This window comes from Rossellomorea sp. FS2, assembly GCF_047915635.1.
GTDB lineage: Bacteria > Bacillota > Bacilli > Bacillales > Bacillaceae_B > Rossellomorea > Rossellomorea marisflavi_A.
On the sequence record NZ_JBLRVS010000004.1, the window covers coordinates 418486 to 434370 of the forward strand.

Annotated in this window: 19 protein-coding genes and 2 riboswitches; of the genes, 8 read left to right on the plus strand and 11 right to left on the minus strand. The window is 47.0% G+C overall.

Going from position 1 to position 15885, the window contains the following annotated elements; translation table 11 throughout:
- Positions 1-290: 290 nt before the first annotated feature.
- Positions 291-1334 carry a 2,3-butanediol dehydrogenase gene (locus ACNA6I_RS12840; RefSeq protein WP_416313763.1) on the minus strand — a complete coding sequence of 348 codons (1044 nt, stop codon included), beginning with the start codon at positions 1332-1334 and terminating at the stop codon, positions 291-293.
- 117 nt (positions 1335-1451) lie between these two features.
- On the opposite strand from ACNA6I_RS12840, the gene ACNA6I_RS12845 reads away from it, so the two are divergent.
- Positions 1452-2348: a LysR family transcriptional regulator gene (locus ACNA6I_RS12845; protein WP_048005327.1), complete on the plus strand. Its 897-nt coding sequence runs from the start codon at positions 1452-1454 to the stop codon at positions 2346-2348.
- 90 nt (positions 2349-2438) lie between these two features.
- Here ACNA6I_RS12845 and ACNA6I_RS12850 read toward each other — a convergent pair whose 3' ends face one another.
- Entirely contained in the window at positions 2439-3620 is a 1182-nt protein-coding gene (locus ACNA6I_RS12850; protein ID WP_416313442.1) for a transglutaminase-like domain-containing protein, read from the minus strand.
- 119 nt (positions 3621-3739) lie between these two features.
- On the minus strand, positions 3740-4060 hold the full coding sequence (locus tag ACNA6I_RS12855; protein ID WP_053428359.1) for a hypothetical protein: 321 nt from the start codon (positions 4058-4060) through the stop codon (positions 3740-3742).
- A 149-nt stretch (positions 4061-4209) separates the two neighbouring features.
- Here ACNA6I_RS12855 and ACNA6I_RS12860 point away from each other — a divergent pair, with 149 nt between their 5' ends.
- Both ACNA6I_RS12860 and ACNA6I_RS12865 read left to right on the plus strand, forming a co-directional pair.
- On the plus strand, positions 4210-4491 hold the full coding sequence (locus ACNA6I_RS12860; protein WP_416313443.1) for a hypothetical protein: 282 nt from the start codon (positions 4210-4212) through the stop codon (positions 4489-4491).
- 181 nt (positions 4492-4672) lie between these two features.
- Complete coding sequence (locus ACNA6I_RS12865; RefSeq protein WP_416313444.1) at positions 4673-5233, plus strand: hypothetical protein; 561 nt, start codon at positions 4673-4675, stop codon at positions 5231-5233.
- Between the two features lie 526 nt (positions 5234-5759).
- Here the strand turns inward: ACNA6I_RS12865 and ACNA6I_RS12870 are convergent.
- From ACNA6I_RS12870 to ACNA6I_RS12900, 7 genes are all read right to left on the minus strand, one after another.
- Positions 5760-6566: a hypothetical protein gene (locus tag ACNA6I_RS12870; protein WP_048013712.1), complete on the minus strand. Its 807-nt coding sequence runs from the start codon at positions 6564-6566 to the stop codon at positions 5760-5762.
- A 25-nt stretch (positions 6567-6591) separates the two neighbouring features.
- On the minus strand, positions 6592-6939 hold the full coding sequence (locus ACNA6I_RS12875) for a hypothetical protein (RefSeq protein ID WP_416313445.1): 348 nt from the start codon (positions 6937-6939) through the stop codon (positions 6592-6594).
- 29 nt (positions 6940-6968) lie between these two features.
- Positions 6969-8516 carry an LXG domain-containing protein gene (locus ACNA6I_RS12880; protein WP_367259227.1) on the minus strand — a complete coding sequence of 516 codons (1548 nt, stop codon included), beginning with the start codon at positions 8514-8516 and terminating at the stop codon, positions 6969-6971.
- 40 nt (positions 8517-8556) lie between these two features.
- On the minus strand, positions 8557-8925 hold the full coding sequence (locus ACNA6I_RS12885; protein ID WP_375540496.1) for a YwqH-like family protein: 369 nt from the start codon (positions 8923-8925) through the stop codon (positions 8557-8559).
- Positions 8926-9235: 310 nt separating this feature from the next.
- A complete protein-coding gene (locus tag ACNA6I_RS12890; protein WP_416313446.1) occupies positions 9236-9898 on the minus strand; it encodes an MBL fold metallo-hydrolase in 663 nt (220 codons plus the stop codon).
- 230 nt (positions 9899-10128) lie between these two features.
- Positions 10129-10320 (minus strand): hypothetical protein, encoded by a 192-nt coding sequence (locus tag ACNA6I_RS12895; RefSeq protein WP_416313447.1) that lies wholly within the window; start codon positions 10318-10320, stop codon positions 10129-10131.
- A gap of 102 nt (positions 10321-10422) precedes the next feature.
- Positions 10423-10965 carry a nitroreductase gene (locus tag ACNA6I_RS12900; RefSeq protein WP_416313448.1) on the minus strand — a complete coding sequence of 181 codons (543 nt, stop codon included), beginning with the start codon at positions 10963-10965 and terminating at the stop codon, positions 10423-10425.
- A 332-nt stretch (positions 10966-11297) separates the two neighbouring features.
- On the opposite strand from ACNA6I_RS12900, the gene ACNA6I_RS12905 reads away from it, so the two are divergent.
- From ACNA6I_RS12905 to ACNA6I_RS12915, 3 genes are read left to right on the plus strand one after another with little or no spacing between them, the layout of a single operon-like run.
- Positions 11298-11684: a hypothetical protein gene (locus ACNA6I_RS12905; protein ID WP_416313449.1), complete on the plus strand. Its 387-nt coding sequence runs from the start codon at positions 11298-11300 to the stop codon at positions 11682-11684.
- A 16-nt stretch (positions 11685-11700) separates the two neighbouring features.
- Positions 11701-11940: a hypothetical protein gene (locus tag ACNA6I_RS12910; protein ID WP_416313450.1), complete on the plus strand. Its 240-nt coding sequence runs from the start codon at positions 11701-11703 to the stop codon at positions 11938-11940.
- Positions 11941-11994: 54 nt separating this feature from the next.
- Entirely contained in the window at positions 11995-12414 is a 420-nt protein-coding gene (locus tag ACNA6I_RS12915) for a hypothetical protein (protein ID WP_367023836.1), read from the plus strand.
- 13 nt (positions 12415-12427) lie between these two features.
- Here ACNA6I_RS12915 and ACNA6I_RS12920 read toward each other — a convergent pair whose 3' ends face one another.
- Entirely contained in the window at positions 12428-13336 is a 909-nt protein-coding gene (locus tag ACNA6I_RS12920; protein WP_159642292.1) for an iron-hydroxamate ABC transporter substrate-binding protein, read from the minus strand.
- Between the two features lie 483 nt (positions 13337-13819).
- A riboswitch (SAM riboswitch) is annotated at positions 13820-13923 on the plus strand.
- An 84-nt stretch (positions 13924-14007) separates the two neighbouring features.
- A riboswitch (SAM riboswitch) is annotated at positions 14008-14113 on the plus strand.
- A gap of 90 nt (positions 14114-14203) precedes the next feature.
- On the opposite strand from ACNA6I_RS12920, the gene ACNA6I_RS12925 reads away from it, so the two are divergent.
- Together ACNA6I_RS12925 and ACNA6I_RS12930 are read left to right on the plus strand one after the other, a co-directional pair.
- On the plus strand, positions 14204-15235 hold the full coding sequence (locus tag ACNA6I_RS12925) for a methionine ABC transporter ATP-binding protein (protein ID WP_251401650.1): 1032 nt from the start codon (positions 14204-14206) through the stop codon (positions 15233-15235).
- Positions 15225-15875 (plus strand): methionine ABC transporter permease, encoded by a 651-nt coding sequence (locus ACNA6I_RS12930; RefSeq protein ID WP_048005662.1) that lies wholly within the window; start codon positions 15225-15227, stop codon positions 15873-15875. The genes ACNA6I_RS12925 and ACNA6I_RS12930 overlap by 11 nt, the downstream gene beginning before the upstream one ends.
- Positions 15876-15885: the final 10 nt, after the last annotated feature.

Sequence of the window (15885 nt, forward strand, 5' to 3'; positions counted from 1 at the left end):
TCCTTAACTTTCCTTGCAGTGTTATAGTTTAACTCTTGATACAACATAACATAGTCTCGAATGGACTAAAACATGCTTATACTAGTAGCGCGAGATGCTGATCATTATTTTTCCAATTCTTCTGCTTAGCGGTTTTTCTTCTCACTATTACTTTTGTGGAGATTTGTGGAGATAGGAATGGGGAGGTTTTTTGCATTAGCTGAAAAGGGATACCCCATCATATAATGGGGTATCCCTTTGGTTTATACATTTTTAGAGTACCCGTTACTTACCAGTTTTCCAATTCATTTCTATTGTTCCGATTGCACCAAAATCTTCACCTGATTTTTCTCCTTGATCAGACTCTGGAAGCCTTCTTCGATGACGTCATCGAGGGGAATCCGTTTGGTGACGAGTTTGTCTGCTGAGAAGTAGCCTTTTTGCATGAGGGAAAGGACGGCCGGATACACGTCGCGGTAACCGATTATGCCTTTGACGGTCCGTTCCTTGATGACGATGTCATTCGGCAGGATTTCCGCTCCCTGTTCCCAGATGGAGACGATGATCGTTTCGCCGCCGATCCCTGTTGACTGGATTGCTTGGCGAAGGACGACCGGTACCCCTGTCACTTCGAAGGATACATCGACACCTCCACCGGTGAGGCGGCTGATTTCCGCCACGGTATCGTCCACTTCGGCCGGGTTGACGACAATGGCTCCCAGTTCTTCTGCCTTGGCTTGTCTCTCAGGAGAAAGCTCGACGGCATAGATATCGGTTGCACCAGCGGCTTTCAATGCTTCGATCACAAGAAGCCCGATCGGCCCGCATCCGAACACCGCGACTTTATCCCCTGCCTTTACTTTACTTGAGCGTACCGCGTATAGGGCCACGGCAGACGGTTCCACGAGTGCGCCCTGTTCGTAGGATAGGTCATCGGGAAGCTTGAAGAGTAGCTCTTCATCGACAGCCACGTATTCACTCAAGCCGCCGCCACCGCCTGCAAGTCCGAGGAAGCCCATTTGCTCATCGAGATTATAAGCGCCTTGGTGACCATGTGTGGCAAAGATCGGTTCCACGACGACGCGGTCGCCTACTTTGTAATTGCTCACGCCTTCTCCGACTTCCACGACTTCACCGGAGAACTCATGTCCGAGGGTGACAGGCGCTTTTTCGCCCGTAAGAGGATGGGGCTCATCGACCGGGATGAAGATCGGTCCGCCCAAGTATTCATGAAGATCACTACCGCAGATTCCACACCATTTCACTTTCATTTTCACCTGACCGGCACCTGTCACCGGTTCTTCGATTTCTTCCAAACGAATGTCTTTCTGGTCATGCCATCTTAGTGCTTTCATCATGTGCCATCTCCTTCTGTCTTGTCTACACCCTCAGTATACAACGAACGACACTTATGTTAAATTTAGTTAATATTAACGTTTGTTAAGCAGAACGTAACTAAAAAGAGGTTTATTATGACGATCGAACAGTTGAAGTACATTGTCGAAATCGGAAAAACCGGCTCCCTGAAGGCAGCGGCAGATCAACTCCACATCACCCTCCCTGCCCTCAGCCAGTCGATCAAACAGCTGGAAAAAGAACTCAACATCCCCATCTTCCATCGCTCCAGAAGGGGATCGATCCCGACCGAGGAAGGACGCCGGCTCATCGAAAAAGCCCAGGTCGTCCTCTTGAAGCTCCAGGATTTCATGGATGAAGTCGAAACCTACACGGAAACCATGAACGGCGAAATCAAGGTCGCCACGTATCCCGGCCCAATGGAGATCCTCGTGCGCGTCATCACGGAGCTGAAGCGGGAATACCCGAACGTCAAGGCGTCCGTCTATGAAAACAGTACCGAATTCATCATCGACCGCGTCCTTGAAGGCGAAGTCGACGTCGGCTTCATCACCTATACGGAAAAAGAAGAAAAGCGATACCGCAATCTCGTTTTCAAAAAGCTCGTCGACGGTCATATGGTGGCAGCCGTCAACAAGCACTCCCCCCTTGCAAAAGAAACCCTCATCACCCAGGACATGCTCATCGGCCAGCCCATCGTCCTGTACAATGACAAGTACATCCAGGAATTCATGAAGGGCTTCAGCTCCCTCCCCTTCGACATCCTGTTCACCACCAACAACGTCGACACGATCCGACTCGCCCTCGAGACGAACACGGCCATCAACATCGGCTTCGACTACGCCTTCCGCACCGACGCAGGATTATCCAGAAGCGACGAATACGTCCTCGTGAACTTCGCCCCGCCTTATTACAAAACGTATTCCTTCGGGTATTTTTATAACGCCAATAATGGATTGTCCCGGGTCATCCGGGAGTTTTTAAAGCGGGTGCGGTCGGTGATCGTGGATTAAGAAAAGGACGTGGAGATTGACTCCACGTCCTTTCCCGCAGAGGGGCATCCACGGACTCGTGCCGAAGACGTCCAAGATGCATCTGTGAACTCAAGTTAAAAAGCTCAAGATACTGAATGAAAAGAGAAGGGAAAGGACGAGGATCGGAATGTTGAATTCCCTTCTGGCCAAGGTCAGAACACCGAATATTCCGAATAACAGACTCGTACCACCCTCCAACCATTTCTCGAAGGTGATGTGCGTGTCGATATTCCATATGTTCAACATGAGAGAGATATACACAAGGATCGCGCCTATGGAGAACGAGTAAATCTTAATACGCATGGAATAATGGTCCAGCCGATTGGAGGGGGTGACCCTGGTATGACCCAAGACGTTTTTCGCCTTTACCTTTTCAAATGCCGGGTGGAGCTGTGGGTAGATCGGCTGCATGTAAGGAGCCCTGCCTTCCATCGATTCAAACCCCCATGCAAAGGGTTCACCAACGACAGGAAAGACCATATCGTCAGAAGCAGGATGTTCATCGCGATAAGCAGGATGCATCTCACTCTCGGGATCCATGGAAAAAACGACCCTTCCCTTCTCCACTTCGCCGAAATATCGCTCCCTGTTCCGAAGGGCACCCCATTTCACCACCGACCCTATATTGGCAAGCGGATTGCGGAAAAATGTGTACATGGGCAGGGAAACATCGACAGGCATCCATCCCGACTCCTCCAAGTAGACCTCGTTCCACGCATGGAGCTGGTGCCTTCCCCGGAATGCCCCGACCATCATCCTGCACGGGATCCCGATGGAACGGCAGTAAGACGCAAACACGGCCGAGAGCTCTCCACAGTCCCCTTTCTTACTCGTTGTGCAAGCTTCGAATCCCCTCTCCTTGATCCTGGCCGAATACTTGTATTCTTCTACAATATGATCAAAGATTCGCTTCGCTTGCTGACGGGGCTCCAATTCCCCACTCATCATGGCAAGCACCCTTTCCCGAATCTCCTCATTCACAGGAATCAGCTGACAATCCCTTAGAAAGTACTCCCTCTCGTCATCACCAATCCCTTTTCCCCATTGATAATCATAGGTGGCCGTATACGTAAGCTCTTCCTTTCCATCCAGTTCAAAGTAAAATTGCTCCCCCAGGAAGGGATGTACGGTCCGCTCGTCCGGTTCATGACTGAAGGTCACCCCCTCCGTACCCGGTGCGGCAGACAGCCAGATCTTCACCGGCGCATCACTCGTATTCCTATAACGATAGACGATTTCCGCTTGTGACATCCTCAACATCCTTTCCGTGGTCCTTTTTCTACGGATCTCCCAAACACAGAATCCACTTATATGTAAATTATCCCAAAATCAAGGATGCAAACCAAGCAGTAGGTCATACTTCTTTGAGGTCATACCACCAGTCCGAATCCACCCACCACCACAAGCATGAGAACGAAGCGGACAAGCTGATGGCTGAATGTCACCTTTCCATTCATGAATTTCCCATTCAGGATGGCCCCGAGCTGAATCACAAGAAACCCTGCCGCAAGTAACGCCAGTGCTCCCAGGGTATTCGTGAAGAAGACGAGATAAACGGCCATGCATAAGCTTCCGGCCACGAACAGCACGGCGTTCTGAACCGGTATATCGCCCTTGAAGAGCTGGACCGATCCTGTTAAAAGGTGAAGAAGTGCGTAGAGAGATGCAATGACGATGAGTGTGATAAGCATAATGACCTCCATATTTTAAGTATTCAATCTATTTAACATCGTACCTATCATTCTATCAAACACACACTTTTAAATCCAACTAATTCCAAATAAAGAAATATATGATATAGTAAGATGGACTGTAAAAAGAGACCAACGGAGGATTCACCATGTGGATTATATTAGGACTTTTCGCAATCGCAGCAACGGTATTAAATCTTTTCCTCTATTTCTCTGGAAAGAATCACACACTCGCCATGGCACTGGGGCTATCATTCACCGCATTGACGATGTGTGCAGAGTACAGTCTCGTCTCGCAGTGGGTAAAAGCGGGAGACTGGTCAGCCCTCGAGGATGTGGTACCCGGTATGGAAAAGGCCTTATGGGTTCTTGTCATTGTTTCCATCCTACTAAATACAGCACCGATGATTGTAGGCAGAGGTAAAAAATAAAATCGAATGTGGAAGAATTGCGCTACATTCGTCATAATACTTACCAGAAATGGGTACTTGTGTTAACAAGGATAAACACAGAAAAGGAGGAATGCTATATGAGTTATTGGACGTGGCTCATCATCTGTATCCCCATCATCGCCGGGGTCATCGCGGCAAATTCTTCGAGGAAGGGTAAACAATGAACGTCATTCGCCGACCATTGACTCTCATGCTATTGGCCATGCTTATCATCGGCGGGTGTTCGGAATCCGCCGATAAGCCAGAGGAAAAGGAAGAAAAAGAGGAAAAACAGACCGTCCTGCAATACGAAGGAAAGCCTCTGAATATCGCCGTTGTCGGGGAAGACGGACCCGCAGACTTCCCCGGGGTCACCTATCACACCTACTCCATGCAGAACCTGGCAAACAAAGACCAACTGGAGTACGACGCCATCATTGTCATGAAAAGCGAATTTGAAGAAGCAGCAAAGAAAACCTTTACCCCTTTCTTCAACTCCATCGACATCCCCGTCTTCTTCTCCGAGGCGGATGATATCGGCCTGTGGGCCTTCACCAATGAAGAATCGACCCTTGATACGGCCAAAAGAAACAGCGCCGGATTTATTCAGGGGTATTGGAACGGAACGGCTGAACGTGACTCAAAGGGTTGGAGCTATTACTTGCCCGATGATCCGACGGAAGCGGACCGGACAAAAGCCTGGGTCGGGGTGTTCGAGACGGTGGAATCGATTGTGGAGTGAACCTTTCAGGGAAAGCCTATCAGATCATCATAGAAAGCATTTATAAGAATCCCAACGACGTATATTAGAGGTGATTGGAATGTTTACTGAAGGTTTTTGGCTTGTGGTTATGGTGATACTGACTATTTTCAGTATTTATGTGACGGTGAAATCGAATCGTTAAGAGGGTATAAAAAGAATATATTCTTACCCAATTTCTTCTCAACTTTATTCATCATAACCAAGTATCCGACACAATTAAAACCATGAAAAACATTAAAAACTAGGTAGGCCCATCTACATTTCACTACTATTAGTTCATGTCTTACACCCAACATGCTGATACAATGTTCTTACCTATATTTTCTTTTGATAAGTTGGGGTGAGAAAATTGACGTTTTGGATCATAGTGGCGGTAATTCTAACGATTTATGGAACGTATGTGACAATTAAATCCAATAGACCATAAACCATATAGGATCTAAACAGCCAAACATTAATCAAGACACAAATAAAAGAAGCCCTTTTAAAAGGGCTTCTTTTATATTTAAGAATTCTTCACTAATTGAGAAGCCAGCTCCCCAATTCCTTCCAACATCTCTTCCCATTCCTTATCATCTGCTAAATGAAAATAGACAGTATCCGAATCGTCCTGATATTCTGTAAGCCAGATTCCTTCGGTTGATGGTAAGAAGAACAGTATGTTTTCAAGATAGACCTCATCTTCTACGGTCACGATATTAAAATTTGAAATATTGAACAGCGACCATTGGAAACGTTCTAAATCTTCTACAAACAAATGAAAGCTTTCTTCTTCCTCTTTTGTAAACGTCGAACTTTTCAACACTTTCTTCAGCTTATCAGGTTTGCTGAGGCGATCAAAATTCTTCTCGGTTAGAGTAAACGAGTGCGATATACTCGTATCAAGATTTTTGATTCCGTAATACTCCCTCATATAGGTATGTATCTGCTGCGCCTTGATGATTGAAAACTCATGGATGATATCTCGATCAATCAAATGGAGTAACCAGTCTTCACCCTCGAAATGGTGTATCATCAAAACTGACTTCATTGGTGCATTTGAACATCGGATCATACGCTTCGATTCTACATATTTTTGGAGAAATCCTAGCATATCCTCTGTTAGAGGATTTTCCCCTCGTGCTTCTCTTTCTTCATCAAATATTCTTTTCATGATCAGATGCTTGCTCGTAGCTTCCATTACGGCAACCCACTCTTGCTCACTTTTCTCCCCAACGGCCGCTTCAGCAATTCCTTTTGCCACACTGTCATATCCAGCAACGCTAACCATCAATGCCAACTCTTCTGATGTACACGTTAGTACATGATCCATATTTTACTCACACCCCTTACATTTTTTATAATGGAACCGGAACAAGAATTTCAAAAATTAAAGCAATAATTTGGAATAGAAGGATTGATAAGATCCCTTGTACAATTAATATAAATAAGTACAGTATTTTTCTGACAAACCAATTGTATTTGCCTATTTTAGTGTAAACGTAGTACCCAGAACCAATGGTTACCCTTTGAAATGCATTGGTGATTTTTTGGACTATATTCTTGGGCGGTTCAAAAATTGAAATCTCATAAAAATCTAACATTGTCTTTTCAAAAAGTAAAATAGCACATCCGTATGAGAACTGTGCGGCTAATATTGCAATAATTAATATTTTCAAAAACTCTACTGCTGTGTAAAGTGCCAAGTTTATTCCCCTTTACGCAATGTATGAAACTATTTAAACCAGCTTACAACGGAGTCTTTTAATTTCCCTACCTTTTTTGCAGCCTTACTATTTTTAACTTTATCCCATGTTTTTTTAGCAACATCTCCTGTAAAGTCTTTAATTTTGTCTCCATATTTACTGCTAACGATACCTCCCACTAGTCCGCCTACAGCACCACCCACTACAATGCCAACTGGCCCACCAACACTACCAATCGTAGCACCAATCTTCACACCCGTACCTACAGCTACTGCATCGGTAAGTGTCCCACCAATAAAGCGACCTGTTTTCTCAGCCATTCCTTTATTAGCATTTTCTTCAGATGTAAATTCACTTAAATTTGAAGTAAATGATACGATGTTTCCTACGACCGGAACGGTTTTTGCTACTCTTGTATACTTACTGGACTTAGCTGCCAGGTCCGCGAGATCTTTCGTTGAAGTTTCAACACGATTCTTAATACTTTTTAATAGATCAGATCCCTTAATTCTATTAGAGTTTTTAGGGAATCCAGCAACATTTTTATATAAATCTGAAGGACTATTATACGAATCAACAAATTTATGGGCCATTTTTAACAGGGGGTTGGACGGTGAAGGAGCACGCTTAAAATCCAGAATTTTTTTTGCGATTTTAGAACTATGCTTAGATTTGCTTGTCCAAGAATCATCCATCTTTATACTAAATTCATAGTTGCCCTTAAGCTTGTTCCACAAAGACGGTTTACCTTTAAAATAATTGACCTTTATCTTCGATGCAAAGAGGCTAGTGGACATAATTGAAAGTGTATGATATCCAAGTAGTAAATTGTCTCCCCATCCCAAACCTTCGTTAATTGTATCAAGGGGAGAAAGAATTTTATTCACAACTTCCGATGCTTGTCTTTGTATTTGGTTCGTAGCCAATTCCTTATAGTCTTTCGACTTTAACAGATCTTTGTAATTGTAATTCCTTACTTCAAGGCTCCCATTATTAAATCTTTCACTTATATCATCAATAACCCTCTCCATCAACTGAATATCTTCCTCCACAGAATCAAAGCTCTTAGACTGTGTCGAATCATACTTATTCAGTTTTTCAACCGTATCCTTGATCTCTTTCTGAGCTTGTTGATGGTAGCTTAAAAAACGATCATCTTGGATTGTAGGAGCATGGAGGATATCATTGACACTGCTTATGGATGAATTGGCATCGTTCACTAATCCGACGGTTAAATTCCTTCCATTGTCCAGACCATTGGTAAGGTCATTCGATAGGAATGATTCACTAATATACCCGGATGGATCAGATTCCAATTCCGTTGTGGCCTCTTTAACATTTTTTAATACTTTCACATAATTTTCAAGAGTCGAAGTATAGTAAGTTAAGAACTTTCCGTGAAAATCTTTATAGAAGGCACGGATGGAATCTCCTGCTTCTCCTTTGAATGCGTCATTTAAGTTGACGAGATTATCAATTTCACTTTTTAGCTTTTCAATGCTTTCTTGCTGTTCTTTAAACTTACTGCTCTGCTTTTCAATACCTTCATGAAGAGCACTCGCATCCAGTACCTTCACCCTCATCACTCCCAGCCCATTTGTTTAGCTATCAGTACTCTCACTTTTTTTCATTGCGCTTCCGTTCAAGATCCGCTTTTTCACGCGTGATGTCTGCTTCCAAAGAATTGATTTCGTATTGAAGCGATTGACATTTACTTTCCATTAGTTGTATCGATTCACTTAATTGATTTTGAGCCATATCCCTATAGCTCGTCATCATGTTCTCCCGAATGTCACTGAATTCGTTTGCAAGGTTCCCTTTCCACACTGCCGGTGATAATTCGGGATCATCCACTCTTTTCTGACTATGTATAAATTCACTTTGGGTATCATCCAATTCCCTGATGGTCGACTGGAGTCGCCTAAGCTGTTCACGTTTTTGTGCAACCTGTTGCTGTAACAAAGATAAATAGGACAGAAGATTCATCCCCTTTCATAAATAGACAATTTCTCCCTATGCTAAATGGTACCAAATGGTATAGTCTGAGGTAATAGGAAATTCAACTCAACTTAGGATGCATTGACAGTACTTTTTTCCCAATATCATCTTTGTTCTTTACCATATTTTATACCTAAATAAACATTTATTGGGTTTTACTAGTAATAAAAAGCCTGGCACTAGAATCTAGCACATTATTGATATGGAATTCACCCCTGAAATTGAATTCCGTTCGCATAATAGGCATATAAAAATAAAAAAACCTCCTCCCAATCAACCGGAAGAAGGTTCTCTGTCGTTAATCCCTATATCGAAGCACATATTTCTTATACAGATCTTCATGATACTCGATCTCCTCACCATGGGATGAGCTGATCAATGCGGGCTTGAGGTCGTCGATGATGGCGCCGCTGTCGATGTTTTCGTTCATATCGACACTGAATTTCCGGATCGGGGGATGCAGGTCTTCCCTGCTGGTGATAAAGAGGTCCCCTGTCATGAGCACCTTGTCCTCTTCATGGTAGTAGACGACATGTCCCGGAGCATGACCCGGTGTCAAGTAGGCACTGACGGGAATGGTGGCAAGGATGTCATCCGTCAGCGGCTTCACGATACCTGCGACTGCATTCTGTTCAGGCGCCTGCTTATTCGGGTAGGGCTTTTCCCCGTTGATGAAGGGCAGTTCCACCTCATGGGCATAGATGGGGATGTCGTACGCCTTCAGCCACTCACCGGCCCCTTTGATGTGGTCGCTGTGCCCATGGGTCAGCAGGACTGCCTTAGGGGTGCCGAGTGATTCGGCCGCTTTGATTTGTTCATCCACATGGGATTCGACGCCCGTATCGATGATGTACACATCCTCCCCATCTTTCACCAGCCACACATTGACCGGGATCTCCACGGAGACATTGATGGAAAAGACGCACTTATAGACATGCGGAGACAATTGAATAACATTCATGGTAAGCATCCTTTCTACAGATCATTCTCTTCATATTCACTCTACCCCACCCATTAAAGAATACTCAACCAATCCACCTGCATGAATAAAGGACCGAGCAACGAAGCCTCGTCCCACGTGTTCTTATGCTTCTTGGCGATCGGACTCATTTCATCCGGTGAGCTGCTTTTATTCAAAAAACTATAAACAAAAGGCCAACAATCTGAGATCCACTCAAATCGTTGGCCTTTTTATCTACTTCGAAGCAATCGTTTGATGCCCTCGGTACAAATGACACTAGCTGCCACTCCAACGTACGCACTTGATGACAGCACTTTTCCCAGATAATAAAAACCAGTCCCCGCCAGGCAGTCCAGGAGAAGGAATCTCTTGATGCTCGAACTGTGGATGGCGCAGAAGATCACTTGATGCTTAGCTTTCATCCCTATGATCACACACCTGTTTTTTTCAAAGGATATGACGGATGCGGATTGTCTTATTCATCCCAGAAAAAAAGAAGGACTCCGGTGAGCCCTTCTCCATCATCATTTCCCGTAAACGGAAAACTTGTCTTCAATCGGTGTCCTCTTCTTCGCCGGCGGAACCTCATCAAAGTAGCCGAGGTGCAGGAATCCGGCGATTTTCTCGCCCTTTTCGACGCCGAGCAATTCATGGACCTTCGGATCATAAATATGAGGATTCGTTTTCCACACAACTCCGAGCTGCTGTTCCCAGGCGAGGAGCTGGAAGTTTTGGATCATGGCACCGATGGCTCCGAAGTTCTCGTCCCACTGCTTCTGACGGGGGTCTTCGGTCATGACGACGACAAGGATCGCCGCAGGCTGGCTGAAGTAGTTGCGGCGGTTCTCCCTCATATCGGGCGGGAAGGTTTTCACGAGATCCTCTACGAATCCTTCCTTCTCATCCGCCGGTACGAAGATGAATCGCCACGGCTCACGGAGTCCGTGATTCGGTGCCCAGACGGCATCCTCCAATAGGCTCAGTACCGTTTCCTGTGTGACTTCTTTATCAATGTAGCCGGCTTTTATGGAGCGGCGTTCGCGAATCGTTTTAGCTATGTTTGTCATGATTGTATCTCCTTATCTGCTTATCTCTCATCTAAATGATAACAATTCTCACTCTCAATTGCAATCTTTCTATAGGAAAGGAGTCCCCTTATGAGTAAAAAAATGCTGCGTATCCTTTGGATCGTACCGAAAGTTTCTCTCCATGTCCGCATAAGGTGTTCCTCACACAATAAGCGGACATAGATAGTGGGTTCATATCACATGCTGCCTGTTCTTGGTGACCACATTCGGAGTAAACAACAAATTATTATTGAAAAAGAAAAACTTTTTATTGTTTTACAATAAATAATCCGATACAATCATGTCATAGAAATCATTTACCAAGATTCTACATGTACAAATTCATCGGAATGGACGTGGACATCATCGGATTTACAATTATTTTTTTGTTGGTGATTGGATTGATCGTATTTGGTTCCATCATGACAGCGCTCATGGTGAGGAAGACAAACACCAGGCCTCCTAGGAAATTATCCTATATTGTTTTGAGCCTCCTGGTCCTTCACTGGATTTTCTGGCTTTCAAGCGGCTATGAATGGTTTTCCGACGAAGTGGCCGAGGCCATCTTCAATCCTATATGGGGTGTGCTATGCGCAGCAGGACTGACTGCCAGCCTTTATGAACTAAGGCATAATAAGAGCTTTGCCTTCCCCGTGGGCGCATTGTCGGGTGTCACCTTGATGTTCGTGGTCTTCATCAATTTTGTTACCAGTATGTAAAGGAGCGTTGACCCGCATGAAACTTTTTGCCTGGGTGCTCGTGGCACTCCACCTGATCATTACGATCCTATGGATTGCCAACTCGCCTGCCCTGTTTTCACTCGCCGGGATCGTCGCCTGGCTCCTCTTGATCGCCGGAGGATTCGTCCTCTATTCGAAAACAAACCATATGGCGATCATTGTCTCCAGTTCCTTCATGGTCTTCCTGGTCCTCTTGACCGGATTGATCGAGTGGACGGTTTCATCCATGCCTTAACATAAAAAAAGAGACTCCCTTCGGTGGCGAGTCTCTCACAAAGGAGAATGCTTTATGTTGAAGAAAACCATTATGAATGTGTACAATGCGGCCCTGAGCGTGGGTGCTTTTTATCTCGGTGGTTCCATGATGTCAGGTAAAGGGATCTTTGCGGCCTTCCCACCAGAGTGGGCAGGAGATCTGCCTTTTGACAGCTGGATGGCTATGGCGATTGTGGGCATGATCGTTTTCGGACTGGGCAATGCGGTCGTAGCAATCAGAGGGTTCATCCGGTATGACCGGCAGATTTTCTTCTCGACCCTGTTCATGGGCGCCCTGCTTTTCATTGCGACGATCGGTGCCACCCTATCCGTGGGAGAATGGTACTTACCATCGGTACAGCTCTTGATCGCCAGTATTGGCCAGGTGTTGCTGGGCCTTGGCGCTTTCATGCTTCATTTTCTTCGTCCGGAATCGGCAGGGGTCACGGATTGACCCCCGCCGCCCCTTACTCTCCTAAAAAACCATCCTCGAATGCCTTCAAGAGATGCTCGAGCGTCACGGGATCACTGTACGTCGATTCCTTACTGTTGATCTCGATGACATGACCGTTTTTCACCGCCGGGATGTTCTTCCACGTGTCGGTCTCCATGAACGAATTGTCCACATCGGGATTCTTGCTCAGGACGAGGTAATCTCCGGTGAAGTCGCCTACCGCTTCCGGCGAGATGACGTGAATACCCGTTTCCAAGGCGTTATCCTTCACGGCTTCCGGCATGTTGAGCTTCATGGCCTGATACAAAATCTCAGAACCACGGGCATAATTGTTTCCGAAGACATAGAGTTCCTTTTGCCCGGTTTCAATGACGGATACCGTGGCGTCGTCGCCGATCTTCTTGCGGATCTCCTCCCCGATCGTCGCGGCACGCTCCTGGAAGTCATCCGCCCATTCCTTCGCTTCTTTCTCCTTATTCAACAGCTTGCCGATCTCGATCTGTTGATCGATGTAATTCAATTTCCCCCATGTGAAAGCGACGGTCGGCGCAATCTCTTTCATCTTATCGAGGTTCTTCGTCTGACTTCCGGCAATGATCAAGTCCGGGTCGAGCTCGATGATCTTCTCGAGCTGATCGTCACCCACCACTTCCACATCTTTCAGCTTGTCGGTGAAGAGCGGGTTCATCTCAGTCCACTCATCGATTCCGACGAGCTTCCCTTCGAGGGAAATCACATTCGGACCATTGGTGAGGGCGACGATCCGCTTCGGCTCTTTCGGCACCTCCACCGGTCCCTGCTCTGATTCATATGTAAATGTCGATGATTCCTCCTCGGACGAATCCGTTTTTGTTTCTCCGCTGCTGCACGCCGCCAAGAGCAGACAGACCATCAATATGGTAAAGAACGGTGCTTTTTTCATGTGGTTCCCCTTTCGTTTCTTGATAATGAGAATCATTTTCAATTATAACTTTACGGGGGAGGAGGCTAGATGTCAATCACTATTTCCCATATTTAACAAAGGCGCTATGGTCTCCCTTCGAAAAGATGAGTGAAATGAAGCGGAGATGGCTCGACTCCTGCGGGAATGGCGGGCAGGTGAGACCCAGCAGGCGCAGCCGATGCGGCTCACCGCACGCCCCGCGGAAAGCGAGCCATCGCAGCGAAATGGAACGGACACTATTATCTTTAACGCCATTTTCGAAAAAAATATATTTTTAAGGAGTTAGAATCATTTTTCCGATAAACCCAATCGAAATAAAGGGTTTTCACGACATAACATATGTATCTAAGGACCTATTTTCACCCCATTTCCACTTCTTCCAGCCAGTCTCATTTCTGCCAGAGGGTGTTGACGCAGGAAAAAGTCCGGCGTAGAATAAGGCTCACGTTAAACAAATTGAACTTCTTATCACGAGAGGTGGAGGGATTTGGCCCTTTGATACCTCGGCAGCGGGCTCACTTGAGCACTGTGCCAACTCCAACAGGCGGATGCCTGAGAGATGAGAAGAGTACGGATCTTTCTTTCCTTATGGATCTCCGGCCTCTTCCTGTCTCAGGAAGGGGCCTTTTGTTTACCCTGAATTTCATAATTTCTTATCCAGAGAAGCTGAGGGACTGGCCCGATGACGCTTCGGCAGCAGACTTTCCACAAAGTACTGTGCCAATTCCAGCAGGCAACATGCCTGGGAGATGAGAAGGGAACCATTGATTCCGTGTGAATCCATGCCCTCTTCTCGAGACCTCGGGAAGAGGGTTTTTATTTTAATCACCAGGAGGCATGACGAACATGATTGAATTCAAAGGAGCCACGAAAGTGTATGACAGCGGCGGAAAGGAAGTCCGCGCCCTCGACGGTATCGACCTCCGGGTTGAGCAGGGGGAAATATGCGGGGTGATCGGATTCAGCGGCGCCGGGAAAAGTACGCTGATCCGCACCGTGAACCGATTGGAGCGATTGAGCTCGGGGAAGGTGATCGTAGATGGCCAGGATCTCATGGCCCTTTCACCGAAAGACGTGCGCGAGGTGAAGCGGAAGATCGGGATGGTGTTCCAGCACTTCAACCTCCTGAACTCCAAGACGGTCTTCGCCAATGTGGCGATGCCCCTCATCCTCGCGAAGCAATCCAAGGCTGAGATCCAAAAGCGGGTGACAGAGCTGCTGAGCTTCGTCGGTCTTGAAGATAAAGCGAACCAGTACCCAGATCAATTATCAGGCGGTCAGAAGCAGCGCGTCGGCATCGCCCGTGCCCTTGCCACGCAGCCGTCGATCCTTCTGTGCGACGAGGCGACATCGGCCCTCGATCCCCAGACGACGGGCTCGATCCTGAAGCTGCTGAAAAAGATCAACCGTGAGTACAACATCACGATCCTCATGATCACCCATGAGATGTCGGTGATCCGGGAAGTGTGCGACCGGGTGGCGGTCATCGAAGGCGGGAAGATCATCGAGTCCGGATCCGTATTCGACGTCTTCTCCTCCCCTCAGACCGAGACGGCGGCAAACTTCGTGAGCTCCGTGCTGAACGATTCCATCCCGGAATCGGTCCTCGAGCTTGTGCAGAAGGAAAACGCACCGGGACGGATCTACAAGATCCGCTTCGTCGGCGCCTCATCAGGTCAGCCGCTTCTGTCCCAGGTGGCGAAGCGCTTCGACCTCGATGTAAACGTGCTGTTCGGAAATATTACGGAGCTGCAGGGCACACCATTCGGTCATCTCATCGTCGAGCTCATCGGCTCCGAGAGCGAAATCAACCGTGCACTGCTTGTCATGAACGGAGAAAACGTCACCGTGAAGGAGGTCGCACCACATGCTAGTTGATTCACAGCAGATCATCGATGCACTCATTGAAACATTGGTCATGACCGGCTTCTCCCTCCTCTTCTCCACCGTGATCGGGCTGCCCCTCGGGGTACTCCTCGTCATCACGAGGAAGGGTCATCTATGGGAGAATGCCTTTATATTCACCATCCTGAACGGGGTCGTGAACATCTTCCGTTCCGTCCCGTTCATCATCCTGATGGTGGCGATCGTCCCTCTCACACGTTTGATTGTGGGAACATCGATCGGAACGGCCGCGGCCGTCGTGCCACTGGTCTTCTATGCAGGACCGTATATTGCACGATTGATTGAGAACTCCCTCCTTGAAGTCGACAAAGGCGTCATCGAGGCGGCGGAATCCATGGGGGCGACATCCACCCAGATCATCTTCCGCTTCCTCGTCCCGGAAGCGCTCAGCTCCCTCGTCCTCAGCCTCACCATCGCCACCGTCGGACTCGTCGGGGCATCGGCCATGGCAGGCGCCATCGGCGGAGGCGGACTCGGGGATCTCGCCATCACCTACGGCTACCAGCGCTTTGACACCTGGGTCATGGTCATCACCGTCGCCATACTCATCGTCCTTGTACAGGGACTGCAATCATCCGGTAATTTCGTATCGAAAAAAATCAGAAGAAGATAGCGAGGAGATA